The following is a 17,750-nucleotide window of genomic DNA, read 5'->3' on the forward strand; positions in this document are numbered from 1 at the left end:
AGATGGTGAATGAGGAAAAGTATCTCGACTACCTCAAGCGTGCGACCGCTGACCTGCGCGAGACCCGACAGCGTCTGCGCGAGGCCGAGGAGCGTGACCACGAGCCGATCGCGATCGTCGGGATGAGCTGCCGCTATCCCGGGGGCGTGCGGTCGCCGGAGGACCTGTGGTCACTGGTGGCCTCGGGAGGTGACGGGATCTCCGTCTTCCCCACCGACCGCGGCTGGGACCTGGACTTCCTCGCCCGCGGCTCCTACGTCACCGAGGGCGGCTTCCTCCACGAGGCCGCCGACTTCGACGCGGGTTTCTTCGGCATCTCCCCCCGGGAGGCCGTCGCCATGGACCCGCAGCAGCGGCTTCTCCTTGAGGTGTCGTGGGAGGCGATCGAGCGCTCGGGCCTCGACCCGGCGTCGCTGAAGGGGTCGAAGACGGGCGTCTTCGCCGGGGTCATGTACCACGACTACGCCTCCCGCCTGCGCTCCCTGCCCGAGGACGTCGAGGGTTTCCTCGGTACGGGCAACTCGGGCTCCGTCGTGTCCGGACGCGTGGCGTACACCTTCGGTCTGGAAGGCCCGGCCGTCACGGTCGACACGGCCTGTTCGTCGTCCTTGGTCGCCCTGCACCTGGCCGTCACATCGCTCCGCAGCGGCGAGTGCGACCTGGCCCTGGCGGGCGGCGTGACCGTGATGGCCACGCCGTCGTCGTTCCTCGACTTCAGCCGCCAGCGCGGCCTGGCCCCCGACGGCCGGTGCAAGTCGTTCGCCGCCGGCGCCGACGGCACGGGCTGGTCGGAGGGCGTCGGCGTCCTCCTGGTCGAGAAGCTCTCCGACGCGATCGCCAACGGCCACCCGGTCCTCGCCGTCGTGCGCGGCACCGCCGTCAACCAGGACGGCGCCTCCAGCGGCCTGACCGCCCCCAACGGCCCGTCACAGCAGCGCGTCATCCGCGCCGCCCTGGAGAACGCCCGCCTGAGTCCCACCGAAGTGGACGCGGTCGAAGCCCACGGCACCGGCACGTCCCTGGGCGACCCCATCGAGGCCCAGGCCCTCCTCGCCACCTACGGCCAGGACCGGTCGGAGCCGTTGTGGCTCGGCTCCCTGAAGTCGAACCTGGGCCACACCCAGGCGGCGGCCGGCGTCGGCGGCATCATCAAAATGGTCATGGCCATCCGCGCGGGCGTCCTCCCCAGGACCCTCCACGTGGACGAACCCACCCCCATGGTCGACTGGACCACCGGCCAGGTCTCCCTCCTGACCGAACACCGCTCCTGGCCGGAAACCGGCAACCCCCGCCGCGCGGCCATCTCGTCCTTCGGCATCAGCGGCACCAACGCCCACACCATCATCGAACAGGCCCCGGCCGGACAGAACTCCTCCACACCCGATATTTCGGATATGTCGCCCGCTCCGACAAAGGGGCGGCGTGGTGCGCCGAACACGGGTGTGCGGTCGGTTTCCTCCGCCACCACCGATATTTCGGAAATGTCGACAGGTGAGACGTCGGGGACGTCAGCCCATGACCCATCGATCGCGCCCGACATTTCGGAAATGTCGGCCGATGGGTCGTCCATCTCGTCCGGGCCGGTCGTGCCGTGGATTCTGTCGGCGCGGTCCGAGGGGGCGCTTCAGGCGCAGGCTGATCGGCTTCGCCGGTTCGTCACCACCGAAGACGTTGCCGATGTGGCGCTTTCGCTTACCCACCGCTCCTCGATGGAGTGGCGCGGGGTCGTGGTTGGGGACCGGGAGCGGCTGGTCGGTGGGCTGCGGGCGGTCGAGGCGGTTCAGGCTCGGCGGGGGCGGACCGCGTTCGTGTTCACCGGGCAAGGGGCGCAGCGCGACCACATGGGGGCTGAACTCCACCGGGAGTTCCCCGTGTTCGCCGCCGCCTTCGATGAGGTCCTGACCCGTTTCCCGGGGCTGCGGCTCCAGGGTTCCGAGTTGAACGAGACCGCCACCACCCAGGCCGCGATCTTCGCCTTAGAGGTCGCGCTGTTCCGGCTGTTCGAGTCGTTCGGCGTCCGGCCCGATGTCGTGGCCGGGCACTCGATCGGGGAGATCGCCGCCGCGCACTGCGCGGGTGTGCTGTCGCTCGACGACGCGTGCACGCTCGTCAAGGCGCGGGGTGCGCTGATGCAGGCGCTTCCGCCCGGTGGGGCGATGGTCGCCATCCAGGCCGCACATACCGAAATTTCGGGCAATGTCGATATCGCCGCGATCAACGGCCCGGACTCGGTCGTCATCTCCGGCCCCGAGGCCGACATCCTGGAAGAGGCCGCCCGCCTGGCCGCCCTCGGCCGCAGGACCAAGCGGCTCACCGTCTCGCACGCCTTCCACTCGGCCCTCATGGAGCCGATGCTCGACGACTTCCGCCGCGCCCTCACCGGGATCTCCTTCCACCCCCCGGCCATCGACTTCGTCTCGTCGGTCGAGGCGGGGGCCGATGTGACCGACCCCGGCTACTGGGTCAGGCACGTCCGCGCCACGGTCAGGTTCGCCGACGCCGTCGAAGCGCTCGACGCCGTGCGGGTGCTGGAGATCGGGCCGGACGCCGTGCTCTCCGCCATGGTCGACGACGCCGTCCCGGCGCTCCGCAAGGACCAGGACGAGGTCACCGCCTTCCACCGCGCCCTCGCCGGGATGTGGCAGCGCGGCGCCACCGTCACCTGGGACTTCCCGGGCGCCGAACGGGTCGACCTGCCCACCTACGCCTTCCAGCATCACCGCTACTGGCTCGACGCCGGTGAGCCCGACCACCACCCCGTCGACGGCACCTTCTGGGACGCCGTCGAACGCGAGGACCTCGACACCCTCGCCGGCACACTCGACGTCGAACGCGCATCGCTGGAGGTCGTCCTCCCCGCCCTCGCCGGATGGCGCCGCCAGCGCCGGGAGAGCTCGCGCGTCGACCAGTGGCGCTACCGGGTCGAGTGGACCTCCGCCCCGCCCACCGGCTCCATCGACGGCCGGTGGCTCATCGTCGCCCACGAGGGCGTCGAGACCCCCGTACTGGACACCGAGACGATCATCGTCGAGGCCACTGACGACCGTGAGGTCATGGCCGCGCGGCTCGGCGCATACGACGACATCCAGGGCGTTCTCGCCGTCAAGCCGTCACCCGCGCAGGCGCTCGCGCTCACCCAGGCCATCGGCCAGGGCAGGCTCTGGATCCTCACTGAGGGCGCCGTCGGTATCGGCGGCACCGACACGGTCACCGACCCTGACCAGGCCATGCTCTGGGGCTTCGGCCGGTCGGCCGCGCTTGAGGCGCCCGACCGTTGGGGTGGGCTGGTCGACGCCGTACTGGACGAACGCACCACGCCCCTGCTGAACCAGGTGCTCGCCGGGACCGAGGACCAGGTCGCGATCAGGCCCTCCGGCGTGTTCGCCCGGCGCCTCGGCCGTGCTCCGCTCGGCGGACCGTCCTGGACACCGTCGGGGACCGTCCTGGTCACCGGCGGCACCGGCGCGATCGGCCGCCGCGTGGTCCACTGGCTGGCCGACCAGGGCGCCGAGGTCGTCGTCGCGAGCCGCAGAGGGCTCGACGCGCCGGGTGCTGCCGAGCTGCCGGCCACCGTCGTGGCCTGTGATGTCTCCGACCGTGACCAGCTCAGGGCGCTGCTGGAGCGCACGCCGGTCACCGCCGTCGTGCACGCCGCGGGAATTCTCGACGACGGCGTCATCGACGGGCTCACCCCCGAGCGACTGCACGCCGTCATCGCCGCCAAGGCCGACGCCGCCCGCAACCTCGACGAGCTGACCGGCGACCTCGACGCCTTCGTCACCTTCTCCTCCCTGGCGGGCGTCGTCGGCGCCGCCGGGCAGGCCAACTACGCCGCCGCCAACGCCTACCTCGACGCCCTCGTCGAGAAGCGCCGCGCCGACGGCAAGCCCGGCACGTCCATCGCCTGGGGTCCGTGGGCCGACGGCGGCATGGCCGACGACGACGAGGTGGCCGCGCGCCTGCGCCGTGGCGGTCTCACCGCCCTGCCGCCCGGCCTGGCGCTCGACGTGCTCGGACAGGCGGGACCCGGCGTCGTCGCGGTCGCCGACGTCGACTGGGACCGGTTCGCCCAGGGCGTGCCCGGTCCTCTGCTGAGCAACCTGACGGAGAGCCGTCCGGTCAGGGCCGACGCCCCCACCGGCCTGGCCGGACGGCTCGCGGGACTCGGCGGCGCGGCCCGCGACCGGCTCCTGCTCGACGTGGTCAGGGACGCCGTCGCGGTCGTCCTCGGCCATCCCTCCTCCGCGTCGGTCGAGACGACGCGCGCCTTCAAGGACCTCGGCTTCACCTCCCTGACGGCGGTCGAATTCCGCAACCGGCTCGCCGCCGCCACCGGCCTCTCACTGCCACCGACTCTGGTGTACGACCACCCGACCCCCCTCACCCTCGCGGGCTTCCTCGGCGGGGAACTCGGTGAGGGACACGCCCCCGCCGACCTCGCCCCCGTGGTCGTGGCCGCCGACGACGAGCCGATCGCGATCGTCGGCATGGGCCTGCGGTTCCCCGGTGGCGTCTCCTCGCCGGAGGACCTGTGGCGGCTCCTCGTCGACGGCGGCGACGCCGTGTCGGAGCTGCCGATGGACCGCGGCTGGGACCTCGACGCCCTCTACCACCCCGACCCGGAGAACCCGGGCACCTCCTACACCCGCGAGGGCGCGTTCCTGCGCGGCGTGGCCGACTTCGACGCCGACTTCTTCGGCATCTCGCCCCGTGAGGCGCTGGCGATGGACCCGCAGCAGCGGCTCCTGCTGGAGACCTCGTGGGAGGCGTTCGAGCGGGCCGGCATCGATCCGCTGTCGCTCAAGGGCGGACGTACCGGCGTGTTCGTCGGCACGAACGGACAGGACTACGCGCAGCTCGCCCAGCGCGCGCCCGAGGGGTCGGAGGGCTACCTCGGCACCGGCAACGCGGCCTCCGTGGTGTCGGGACGGCTGGCGTACACCTTCGGTCTCGAAGGTCCGGCGGTCACGGTCGACACCGCCTGCTCGGCCTCGCTGGTGGCGCTGCACCTGGCCGTCCAGGCACTGCGGCAGGGGGAGTGCACGCTCGCGCTGGCGGGCGGCGTGACCGTGATGTCGACGCCGGGCGCGTTCGTGGAGTTCTCGCGGCAGCGGGGGCTGGCCCCCGACGGGCGGTGCAAGGCGTTCGCGGCGTCCGCCGACGGCACGGGCTGGGGAGAGGGCGTCGGCGTGCTCGTTGTCGAGCGCCTGTCCGACGCCGTGCGCGACGGTCACCCGGTGCTGGCGATCGTCCGGGGTTCGGCCATCAACCAGGACGGCGCCTCCAACGGGCTGACCGCCCCCAACGGCCCCTCGCAGCAGCGGGTCATCCGGCAGGCGCTCGCCAACGCCCGCCTGACCACCGCCGACGTCGACGCGGTCGAGGCCCACGGCACCGGCACCACCCTCGGTGACCCCATCGAGGCCCAGGCCCTGCTCGCCACCTACGGCCGCGACCGCGCGGAACCGCTGCGGCTCGGCTCGGTGAAGTCGAACATCGGCCACACCCAGGCCGCCGCCGGTGTGGCGGGCGTGATCAAGATGGTGCTGGCGCTCCAGCACGGCGTCCTGCCCAAGACGCTGCACGCCGACGAACCCAGCCCCCACGTCGACTGGACGTCCGGCGCCGTCGAACTCGTCACCGAGACGATCCCCTGGCCCGAGACCGGCCGTCCGCGCCGCGCGGCCGTGTCGTCGTTCGGGTTCAGCGGCACCAACGCCCACACGATCCTGGAGCAGGCCCCCGAGCCCGCCCCGATCGACGACGCCACCCCGCTGGAGATCACGCCGTGGGTGCTGTCGGCCAAGACCCCCGAGGCGCTGCGCGCCCAGGCGGCCCGGCTCCGCGACCACTCCGGTCAGGACGTGGTCAACGTCGGCTACTCCCTCGTCACCACCCGCGCCTCGCTCGACCACCGGGCGGTCGTGTTCGACCCGGCCGCCCTCGACGCGCTCGCCGCCGGGCGCACCGGCCCCGGCCTGGTGTCCGGCGTCGCCGCCCGGGACGCCGAGCGGGCCGTCATGGTCTTCCCCGGCCAGGGTTCGCAGTGGGCCGGCATGGCCGCCGAGCTGATGGAGACCTCGGCCGTCTTCCTCGACCGCCTGGGCGAGTGCGCCGACGCGCTGGCCCCGCACGTCGACTGGTCGCTGCTCGACGTCGTCCGCAGCGGCGAGATCGAGCGGGTGGACGTCGTCCAGCCCGCGCTCTGGGCCGTCATGGTCTCCCTGGCGGCCGTCTGGCGGTCGTACGGCGTCGAGCCCGCCGCCGTGGTGGGCCACTCGCAGGGCGAGATCGCCGCCGCCGTCGTGGCGGGCGCGCTGTCGATCGAGGACGGCGCCGCCGTCGTGGCCCTGCGCAGCAAGGCGATCCTGGCGCTGGCCGGGCGCGGCGGCATGATGTCGGTCGCGCTGCCCGCCGCCGAGCTCGACCTGGACGACCGCCTCTCGATCGCCGCGATCAACGGGCCGTCGTCGATCGTCGTCTCGGGCGACGTGGACGCGCTCGAAGAACTCCGCGCGTCGGTGAACGCGCGAACCCGGGTGATCCCGGTCGACTACGCGAGCCACTCCCACCACGTGGAGGAGATCCACGACGAGCTCCTGGAGCTCCTCGACGGCATCTCGCCGCGTGACAGCGAGGTCCCGTTCTTCTCCACGGTCACCGGCGACTGGCTCGACACGACCACGATGGACGCCGCCTACTGGTACCGGAACCTGCGGAGCACCGTCCTGCTGGAGGACTCCGTGCGGAGCCTCGTACGCCAGGGCTACGGCGCGTTCGTCGAGGTCAGCCCGCATCCGGGCCTCACCGCCGGGATCCAGGAAAGCGCGGCGAGCGCCGCCGTCGTGGGCACACTGCGCCGGGGCGAGGGCGGCCTGGGCCGCTTCCTGCGCTCCGTGGCCGAGGCCCACGTCCAGGGCGTCCCGGTCGACTGGCCGGCCGTCTTCTCCGGTACGGGCGCCGTCCGCGTCCCCCTGCCGACCTACGCGTTCCGGCGCGACCGCTTCTGGCCGTCCCTCCCGAAGACGGCACCGGCGCAGGGCCCGGCCGACGCCGCCTTCTGGGACGTCGTCGGCCGCGCCGACCTCGGCGAACTGGCCACCACGCTGGGCATCGAGAACGGCCCCGCCCTGGCCGAGGTGCTGCCCGCCCTCTCCGCCTGGCACCGCTCGCGCCAGGAGTCGGGCGAGCTCGACGGCTGGCGCTACGCGATCGACTGGAAGCCCGTCACCCTGCGGCCCGGCCCCGCCACCGGCACCTGGCTGGTCGTCGTCCCCGAAGGCGGCGACGACCGGGGAGTGGCCGCGGCCCTCGGCGGCACGGTCGTCGAGGTCGGCGCCCCCGACCGCGCGGCCTATGCCGAAGCCCTCACCCCGGCCGACGGCGTGATCTCGCTGCTCGGCACGCTCCCCGCGACGCTCGCCCTCGTCCAGGCCCTCGGTGACGCCGGGATCGGCGCCCCGCTCTGGTGCGTCACCGACGCGTCGACCGGCCCCGACCAGGCCATGCTCTGGGGCTTCGGCCGGGTCGCCGCCGCCGAGCACCCCGACCGCTGGGGCGGCCTGATCGACCTGGCCGACGGCTACAACCGCGACGACCTCCTCGCGGCCCTGCACGGCCCGGAGGACGAACTCGCCATCAAGCCGTCGGGTGTCTTCGCCCGCCGTCTCGTCCACGGGACGCGACCGGCACGCACTCCGCGCGACTGGATGCCCGAGGGCACGATCCTGGTCACCGGCGGCACCGGCGCCCTCGGCGCCCAGGTCGCCCGCTGGCTCCACGACAAGGGCGCCCGCGACCTGCTCCTGGTCTCCCGCTCGGGGCCGAACGCCCCCGGAGCCCAGGAGCTCGCCGAGGAACTCGGCGCCACGGTCGTGGCGTGCGACGTCTCCGACCATGACCAGCTCGCCGTCCTCCTGGACACCCACCCGATCGCTGGCGTGGTCCACACGGCCGCGATCCTGGACGACGCCGTCATCGACGCCCTGACCACCGCCCAGGTCGAGAGGGTCACCCAGGTCAAGGTCGACGCCGCCCGCAACCTGCACGAACTCACCGGCGATCTCTCCCTGTTCGTCCTGTTCTCCTCCTTCGCCGGTTCCTACGGCGTGGCGGGCCAGGGCAACTACGCACCGGGCAACGCGTACCTCGACGCCCTCGCCCACCACCGCCGCTCGCTGGGCCTCAAAGCCACCTCGATCGGCTGGGGCCACTGGGCCGGCGACGGCATGGCCGGTGACGACGTCGTCGAGGAGCAGATGAAGCGGCGCGGCGGCCGGTCGCTCGACCCCGCCAAGGCGCTGACCCTGCTCGACCAGGCCCTCGCCCTCGACGAGACGTTCGTCGCGGTCGCCGACGTCGACTGGGCCGCCTCGACCGACGGCCGTACCGGCGCCTCGATCCCGCCCGCGCTGAGCGACCTGCCCGAACTCCGCGACCGGGTCACCGCCGTCGCCGCTCCGGAGACCGTCTCCGACCGGCTGGCCGGGCTGTCGCCCGCCGACCGCGACCTCCTCGTGCTCGACCTGGTCAAGAGCCAGGTCGCCGACGTGCTCGGGCACGCCTCGGCCGAGGCCGTCGACCCGGGCCGGGCGTTCAAGGAGCTCGGCTTCGACTCGCTGACCTCCGTCGACCTGCGCAACCGGCTCGCCGCCGCGACCGGGCTGCGGCTGCCGGCCACGCTGGTGTTCGACCACCCGAGCCCCCGCGTGCTGGCGGCGTACATCAGGGACGAACTGCTCGGCACCCAGGCCGCCGTCGCCGCCGTGACCGCCACGGTGAGCTCCGACGAGCCGATCGCCATCGTGGGCATCGGGCTGCGGCTGCCCGGCGGGGTCGGCACCCCCGGCGAGCTGTGGGAGATGCTCTCGACCGGCGCCGACGGGATCGGCCCGTTCCCGGCCGACCGGGGCTGGGACCTCGACGGGCTGGTCAGCGACGCCGCAGAAGGCGGCTTCCTGGACGGCGCGGCCGACTTCGACCCTGCCTTCTTCGGCATCTCGCCCCGCGAGGCCCTCGCGATGGACCCGCAGCAGCGGGTGCTCCTGGAGATCTCGTGGGAGGCGCTGGAGCGGGCGGGCATCGACCCGTCGTCGCTCAAGGGCACCGCGACCGGCGTCTTCGCCGGCACGAACGGCCAGGACTACCTGCCGCTGCTGATGACCGCGACGGAGGACGTCGGCGGTTATGTCGCCACCGGCACCACCGCCAGCGTGCTCTCCGGCCGCATCGCCTACAGCCTGGGCCTGGAGGGCCCCGCCGTCACCGTCGACACCGCGTGCTCGGCGTCGCTGGTGGCGCTGCACATGGCGGTCCAGGCCCTCAGAAGCAACGAGTGCTCGCTGGCCCTCGCGGGCGGCGCGACGATCATGTCCACGCCGGGCCTGTTCGTCGAGTTCTCCCGCCAGAAGGGCGTCGCCGCCGACGGCCGCTGCAAGGCGTTCGCCGACGCGGCCGACGGCGCCGGTTTCTCCGAGGGCGCGGGCATGATCGTCGTGGAGCGCCTCGCCGACGCCGAGGCCAACGGCCATCCGATCCTCGCCGTCATCAGGGGCACCGCCGTCAACCAGGACGGCGCCTCCAACGGCCTGACCGCCCCCAACGGCCCCTCGCAGCAGCGGGTCATCAGGCAGGCCCTCGCGAACGCCCGCCTGACCGCCCGCGAGGTCGACGCCGTCGAGGCGCACGGCACCGGGACCACCCTCGGTGACCCGATCGAGGCGCAGGCCCTGCTGGCGACGTACGGGCAGGAGCGCGACGAACCCCTGTGGCTCGGCTCGGTCAAGTCGAACATCGGCCACACCCAGGCCGCCGCCGGGATCGCCGGCATCATCAAGATGGTCCTCGCGCTGGGGCACGCCGAACTGCCGCCGACCCTGCACGTCGACGCGCCGTCGTCGCACGTCGACTGGTCGGCGGGCGCGGTCGAGCTGGTCACCGAGGCGATGCCGTGGCCCGAGACCGGCCGCCCGCGCCGGGCCGGTGTGTCGTCGTTCGGCCTGAGCGGCACCAACGCGCACATCATCCTGGAGCAGGCCCCCGAGCCGGCCCCGATCGAGGCCGCCACCCCGGCGGAGATCACTCCCTGGGTGCTGTCGGCCAAGAGCCCCGAGGCGCTGCGCGAGCAGGCCGCCCGCCTGCGCGACTGGCCGGTCGCCGACCCGGCCCGCGTGGCCGCCTCGCTGCTCGCCACCCGCGCCCTGCACGACCACCGGGCCGTCGTCCTCGACCGCTCCGCGCTGGAGGCGCTGGCCTCCGGACGGTCGGCCGCCGGGCTGGCGCGCGGCACCGTGAACCCGGCCGCCGGCCAGGTGGTGATGGTCTTCCCCGGCCAGGGCTCGCAGTGGGTCGGCATGGCAGCCGGGCTGCTCGACTCCTCGCCGGTGTTCGCGGCGCGGATGGAGGAGTGCGCGGCGGCGCTGGAGCCGTACACGGACTGGCCGTTGATCGAGACGGTGCGCGGCGGCTCGCTGGAGCGGACCGACGTGGTGCAGCCCGCGCTGTGGGCCGTGATGGTCTCGCTGGCCGCGCTCTGGCGGTCCTACGGCGTCGAGCCCGCCGCCGTCGTCGGCCACTCGCAGGGGGAGATCGCCGCCGCCGTCGTGGCGGGCGCTCTCTCGATCGAGGACGGCGCCGCCGTCGTGGCCCTGCGCAGCAGGGCGATCCTGGCGCTGGCCGGGCGCGGGGGCATGATGTCGGTCGCGCTGCCCGCCTCCGAACTCGTCCTGGACGACCGCCTGTCGGTCGCCACGATCAACGGCCCGTCGTCGGTCGTGGTCTCGGGCGACGTGGCGGCCCTGGAGGAACTCGGTGCGTCGCTGAGCGTGCGGACCCGCGTCCTCCCGGTCGACTACGCCTCCCACTCGCACCACGCGGAGGAGATCCACGACGAGCTCATCCAGCTGTTGAGCGAAATTTCGCCCCGCGTCAGCGATGTCCCGTTCTTCTCCACCGTCACCGCGGCCTGGCTCGACACCACGGTGATGGACGCGGAGTACTGGTACACCAACCTGCGGCGCACCGTGCGCTTCGACGAGGCCGTCACCGCGCTCGCCCAGCAGGGATTCGGCACGTTCATCGAGGTCAGCACGCACCCGGTGCTGACCGTGCCGATCCAGGAGACGCTCGACGCGCAGGGCTCCGCCGCCTCGGTCCTCGGGTCGCTGCGGCGCGACGAGGGCGGCCTCGGCCGCTTCCTGACCTCGCTCGGCCAGGCCTTCGCCGACGGCGTGCCGGTCGACTGGAAGCTCGACGGCGCCCCGGTCGAACTGCCGACCTCCGCCTTCGTGCGCCAGCGCTACTGGCCCACCCCGGCCGCCCCGGTCTCCTCCGGCGACCCCCTCGACGACGCCTTCTGGACCGCCGTCGAGCAGGAGGACCTCGACGGCCTGGCCGCGCTCGACCTCGGCCCCCTGGGCGACGCGCTTCCGGCGCTGGCGTCGTGGCGGCGCCGCCGCCGGGAGACGTCGGCGGTCGACGCCCTGCGCTACGTCCTCACGTGGAAGCCGCTCACCCCGCCCGCCCGGAGCCTGACCGGCACCTGGATCGTCGTCACCGACGAGCCCGGCCACCCGATCGCGGCCGCCCTGACCGCCCACGGCGCCGAGGTCGTCGTCGTGGCCCCTGGAGACGACCTGACCGGTGTCCCGGCACCGGCCGGAGTGGTCTCGCTGCTCGGCCTCGCCGCGACCGCCGACCTGCTCCGCGCACTGAACGGCACCACCGCGCCGCTCTGGATCGTCACTCGGGGCGCGGTGAGCGTCGGCCGTTCCGACGGCCCGATCGACGTCGACCAGGCGCCGCTCTGGGGCCTCGGCCGGGTGATCGGCCTGGAGCACCCCGACCGCTGGGGCGGCCTGATCGACCTGCCCGCCGACCTCGACGACCGGGCCACCGCGCGCCTGGCCACCGTGTTGGTCGGCATCGGCGCGGAGGACCAGATCGCCATCCGCCCGTCGGGCGTCTTCGCCGCCCGGCTCACCCGCGCCGGGAGCGAGACCGGAACCCCGTGGCGCCCCGGAGGCACCGTGCTGGTCACCGGCGGCACCGGCGGCGTCGGCCGCTTCGTCGCCCGCTGGCTGTACGACCAGGGCGTCCGCGACCTGCTGCTGGTCAGCCGTTCGGGGCCCGACGCCCCGGGCGCCGCCGACCTCGTGACCGAGCTGGGCGCGAAGGTCGTCGCCTGTGACATCGCCGACCGCGACAGCGTGGCCGCCCTCCTGGCAGAACACCCCGTGACGTCGATCTTCCACGCCGCCGCCGTGCTCGACGACGGCCTGGTCGAGACCCTGACCGCCGAACGCTTCGACCGGGTGCTGGCCGCCAAGGCCGGCGCCGCCCGGCACCTGCACGAACTGGCCGGGGACCTCGACGCGTTCGTCCTGTTCTCCTCGATCGCCGGGACGCTCGGCGCCGCCGGGCAGGGCAACTACGCCGCCGCCAACGCCTACCTCGACGCCCTCGCCGGGCACCGCCGCTCGCTCGGCCTCACCGCCACCTCGGTGGCGTGGGGCCCCTGGGCGGAGGCGGGCCTGGCCACCGAGGAGAAGATCGAGGCGCGCATGCGCCGCAGCGGACTGACGCCGATGCGGCCCGCCCTGGCGCTGGCCGCGCTCCAGCGGGCGCTCGACTGCGGCGACACCTCCGTCGCCGTCGCCGACGTCGACTGGGAGAAGTTCGCCCCCGCCTTCACCGCCGCCCGGCCCCGGCCGGTGCTCGACGGAGTGCCCGAGTCGCGCCGCACCGAGACCCCGGCCCAGGCCGAGCCCGTCGCGGCGGCCGGACTGTCGGAGCGGGAGCTGCTCGATCTGGTCCGCACCCAGGTCGCGGCCGTGCTGGGGCACGCCACCCCCGACACGATCGAGCCCGGAAAGCCCTTCAAGGACCTGGGCTTCGACTCCCTCACCAGCGTCGAGCTCCGCAACCTGGTCGCCACGGCGACCGGCCTGCGGCTCCCGGCCACGATGGTGTTCGACCACCCGACCCCCACCGCCCTGGCGGTGTTCCTGCGCGGCGAGCTGACCGGCGTACAGGAGGAGGACACCACGCCCCTCACGGCCGCCGCCTCCGACGAGCCGATCGCCATCGTCTCGATGGGCTGCCGGTTCCCCGGCGGGGTCACCACCCCCGAGGAGTTCTGGGACCTGCTCGCCGGGGGAGTCGACGCCGTCGGCCCGTTCCCCGCCGACCGGGGCTGGGATGTCGAGGGCCTGTACGACCCCGACCCCGACAGCCCCGGCACCAGCTACGCCCGGGAGGGCGCGTTCCTCTACGAGGCCGCCGACTTCGACCCCGGATTCTTCGGCATCGCCCCCCGCGAGGCCGTCGCGATGGACCCGCAGCAGCGGCTCCTGCTGGAGACCGCCTGGGAGGCCGTCGAGCGCGCCGGGATCGACCCGTCGTCGCTGAAGGGCACCCCGACCGGCGTCTTCGCGGGCACCAACGGCCAGGACTACGCAGCCCTGCTCATCGCCGGACAGGTCGACACCGACGGCTACCTGACCACCGGCAACGCCGCCAGCGTCGTCTCCGGCCGCCTGTCCTACGCCCTCGGGCTGGAGGGCCCGGCGGTCACCGTCGACACCGCCTGCTCCGCGTCGCTGGTCGCCCTGCACCTGGCGGTCCAGGCGCTCCGCCAGGGCGAGTGCACGCTCGCGCTGACCGGCGGCGTCACCGTCATGGCGACGCCGGGCGCGTTCATCGGGTTCAGCAAGCAGCGCGGCCTCGCCGAGGACGGCCGCTGCAAGCCCTTCTCCGACGAGGCCGACGGCACCGGCTGGGGCGAGGGCGCCGGAGTCCTCCTCCTGGAGCGCCTGTCGGACGCCGAGCGCAACGGCCACCCGGTCCTCGCGGTGATCCGCGGCTCGGCCGTCAACCAGGACGGCGCCTCCAACGGCCTCACCGCCCCCAACGGCCCCTCGCAGCAGCGCGTCATCCGCCAGGCCCTCGCCAACGCGCGGCTGACCGCCCCCGAGGTCGACGCCGTCGAGGCGCACGGCACCGGCACCCGCCTGGGCGACCCGATCGAGGCCCAGGCGCTCCTCGCCACCTACGGCCAGGACCGGGACGAACCGCTCAAGCTGGGCTCGTCCAAGTCGAACATCGGCCACACGCAGGCGGCGGCGGGCGTCGCGGGCGTCATCAAGATGGTGCTCGCCCTCCAGAACGACCTGCTGCCCAAGACGCTGCACGCCGACCGCCCCTCCACCGAGATCGACTGGACGGCCGGCCGCGTCGAACTGCTCCACGAGGCTGAGGCCTGGCCCGCCGGTGAGCGGCCGCGCCGGGCCGGCATCTCCTCGTTCGGCGTGAGCGGCACCAACGCCCACGTGATCATCGAGGAGGCGCCGCCCGCCGTCCCGGCCCCGGTCGCGGCGAACACGGGCCTGTCGACCGTGCCGTGGCTGCTGTCGGGCCGCAGCGAGGAGGCGCTCCGCGCCCAGGCCGCCAGGCTCCGCGACCACCTCGCCGACGACGCCGACCCCGCCGCCGTCGGATACACCCTGGCCACCGCCCGCGCCTCCTTCGAGCACCGGGCCGTCGTCGTCGGCCAGGAGACCGAAGGGCTGCTGCGCGGCCTCGACGCCCTCGCCACCGGGGGCGCCTCGGCCGGGCTGGTCGAGGGGGTCGTCTCCGACGGGCTGCTCGCCGTGCTGTTCAGCGGCCAGGGCGCCCAGCGCGCCGGAATGGGCCGCGAGCTCTACGAGAGCTTCCCCGTCTTCGCCGAGGCGTTCGACCAGGCGTGCGCGCACCTCGACGCGGCGCTCGACCGGCCGCTGCGCGACGTCATCTTCGCCGCCGACGGCATGAACGACGCGCTGCACCAGACGATGTACACGCAGGCGAGCCTGTTCGTCATCGAGGTCGCGCTGTTCCGGCTGGCCGAGTCGTGGGGCCTGCGGCCCGACTTCGTGGCCGGTCACTCGATCGGCGAACTGACCGCCGCCCACGTCGCCGGGGTGCTGTCCCTGGAGGACGCGTGCACCCTGGTCGCTGCGCGCGGCGCGCTGATGCAGGCGCTCCCGCCGGGCGGCGCGATGATCTCGATTCAGGCGTCCGAGGACGAGGTCCGGCCCACCCTGGCCGGAGACGTCGACATCGCCGCGATCAACGGGCCGAGGGCCGTCGTCGTCTCCGGCGACGAGGCCGACGCCTGCGCCGTCGCCGACCTGTGGGCCGCGAAGGGCCGCAAGACGAAGAAGCTCAACGTCTCGCACGCCTTCCACTCGCCCCACATGGACCCGATGCTGGCCGACTTCCAGCGGGTCGCCGCCGGGCTGACCTACCACCCGCCGCTGATCCCGGTCGTCTCCAACGTCACCGGCGCGGTCGCGACCGAGCTGACCGAGCCCGGCTACTGGGTCAGGCACGTGCGCCGGGCGGTCCGGTTCCGCGACGGGATCGCCGCGCTGGCGGCCGAAGGGGTCACCCGGTTCGTCGAACTCGGCCCGGACGGCGTGCTGACCGCGCTCGCGCAGGGCTGCCTCGACGACGGCGGCCTGCTGCTCGTCCCGGCGCTGCGCGGCGACCGGCCCGAGGGCCACGCCCTGATGACCGCCGTCGCCCGGCTCCACGCCCACGGTGTGGCGCTCGACTGGGAGGCCGTGTTCGACGGGCCGAGGGCCAAGGTCGACCTGCCGACCTACCCGTTCCGGCGCGGCCGCTTCTGGCCCGACATCGCCCCGCACCTCCCGGTCACCGAGGACAGCGGCTTCTGGGACGCCGTCGACAGCGGCGAACTGGCCGGGCTCCTCGGCGTCGACGCCGACCGGCCGTTCTCGGAGGTCCTCCCCGCCATCACGGCCTGGCGGCGCGGCCGCCGCGACGAGACCGCCGACTGGCGCTACACGACCACCTGGGTTCCCGTGGACGGCGGCACCACGACGATCCCCGGCACCTGGGTGCTCGTCGGCGACGACCCGTCGATGGCCGAGACCCTCGCCGTCGGGGGCGCCGACGTCATCAGCGTGCCCGCCGACACCCCCGGTGAGCGCGTCGCCGAGATCCTGCGGGAGGCCGACGGCCTGGCCGGGGTGGTCTCCCTGCTCGGTCTCGACGTACGACCCCATCCCGACCACCCGGCCCTCACCCTGGGCCTCGACCGGACCGTCACGCTGGTGCGGGCCGTCGTCGAGGCGGGGGTCGAGGTGCCCCTGTGGTGCGTCACCCGGGGCGCGTCCGGCCCGGACGTCACCAGCGCGGAGCAGGCCCAGATCTGGGGCCTGGGCCGCGTGGTCGGCCTGGAGCACCCCGCCCAGTGGGGCGGTCTCATCGACCTGCCGCCCGTCTTCGACGACCTGGCCCGCATCGGCCTGCTGACCGCCCTCTCCGGCTCGACCGGTGAAGACGAGGTGGCTGTGCGCGAGGGCCGGGTGCTGGCCCGCCGGCTCGTCCGGGCGCCGCTGACCGGGACGCCCGACGGGTGGACCCCGCGCGGCAGCGTGCTCATCACCGGCGGCACCGGCGCCCTGGGCGCCCACGTCGCCCGCAAGCTGGCCGAAGAGGGCGCCGAACATCTGGTGCTCACCAGCAGGCGCGGACCGGACGCCGAGGGCGCCGCCGAACTCCAGGCGGAGATCGAGGCGCTGGGCGCCCGGGTCACCATCGCCGCCTGCGACGCCGCCGACCGCGCCGCCTTGGAGGAACTGCTCGCCACGCTGCCCGACCTGACGGCGGTCGTCCACGCCGCCGGTGTCCTGGACGACGGCATCGTCGTCTCGATGACCCCCGACCGGCTCGAATACGTCCTCAAGCCGAAGACCGAGGCCGCCCGCCACCTGCACGAACTCACCAGAGACCGGAACCTCGACGCGTTCGTGTTCTTCTCCTCGGCGGCCGGCACCCTCGGCGGCGCCGGGCAGGGCAGCTACGCCGCCGCCAACGCCCACCTCGACGCCCTCGCCGAGATGCGCCGCGCGGAGGGCCTGCCCGCCACCTCGATCGGCTGGGGACCGTGGGCCGACGGCGGCATGGCGGCCGACGGCGGGCTGGTCGAGAAGCGGCTGCGCCGCAGCGGCATGCCGCCCATGCGCGCCGACCGGGCGCTCGCCGCGATGCGCGGGGCGGTCGACCACGGCGACACCGTGCTGATGATCGGCGACGTCGACTGGGCGCGGTTCCACCCGGCCTACACCGCCACCCGGCCCAGCCGCCTGGTGATGGACCTGCCCGAGGTGCGGCGCGCCCTGGCCGCCGCGGCCGAGTCGCGCACCGACGACCGGTCGGAGGCGAACGAGCTGGCCGCCAAGCTGGCCGCCGCCACCGACGCCGAACGCGACCGCCTCGTCACCGAGCTGGTCCGCGCCCACGTCGCGATCGTCCTCGGCTACGAGCGCACCGACGCGGTCGCGCCCACCCGGGGCTTCCTCGACCTGGGCTTCGACTCGCTCACCGCCGTCGAGCTGCGCAACCGCCTCGCGGCCGTCACCGGCCTGCGGCTGCCCTCGACCCTCGTGTTCGACTACCCGACCCCGATCGCCCTGGCCCGCTTCCTGCGCGGCGAGATCGCGCCCGGCGGCGGCCCCGCCGACGCGATATCCGGCGACCTGGACAAGGTCGAGGCCGCCCTCGCCACGCTCGACGACGAGGACGCCGCCCGGATCCTGACCCGCCTGGAGACCCTCGTCGCCCGGTTCCGGCCGGGCGCGGACGCCGAGGACGAGGCGCTCGACTTCGCCTCGGACGACGAGATCTTCGACCTGATCAACAAAGAGTTCGGCAAGTCCTGAACCTCGCCCTTCCAGGAGTGATGA

The 17,750-nt window shown here is 74.0% G+C and carries 1 protein-coding gene; it reads left to right on the forward strand.

The genetic code is table 11. From position 1 onward, the window contains the following. The first annotated feature begins 2 nt into the window (after positions 1–2). Positions 3–17,726 carry a type I polyketide synthase gene (locus tag ACYQ78_RS06000; RefSeq protein WP_459799659.1) on the forward strand — a complete coding sequence of 5,908 codons (17,724 nt, stop codon included), beginning with the start codon at positions 3–5 and terminating at the stop codon, positions 17,724–17,726. The last annotated feature ends 24 nt before the right edge of the window (positions 17,727–17,750 follow it).

The organism is Herbidospora sp. RD11066 (genome assembly GCF_054661255.1).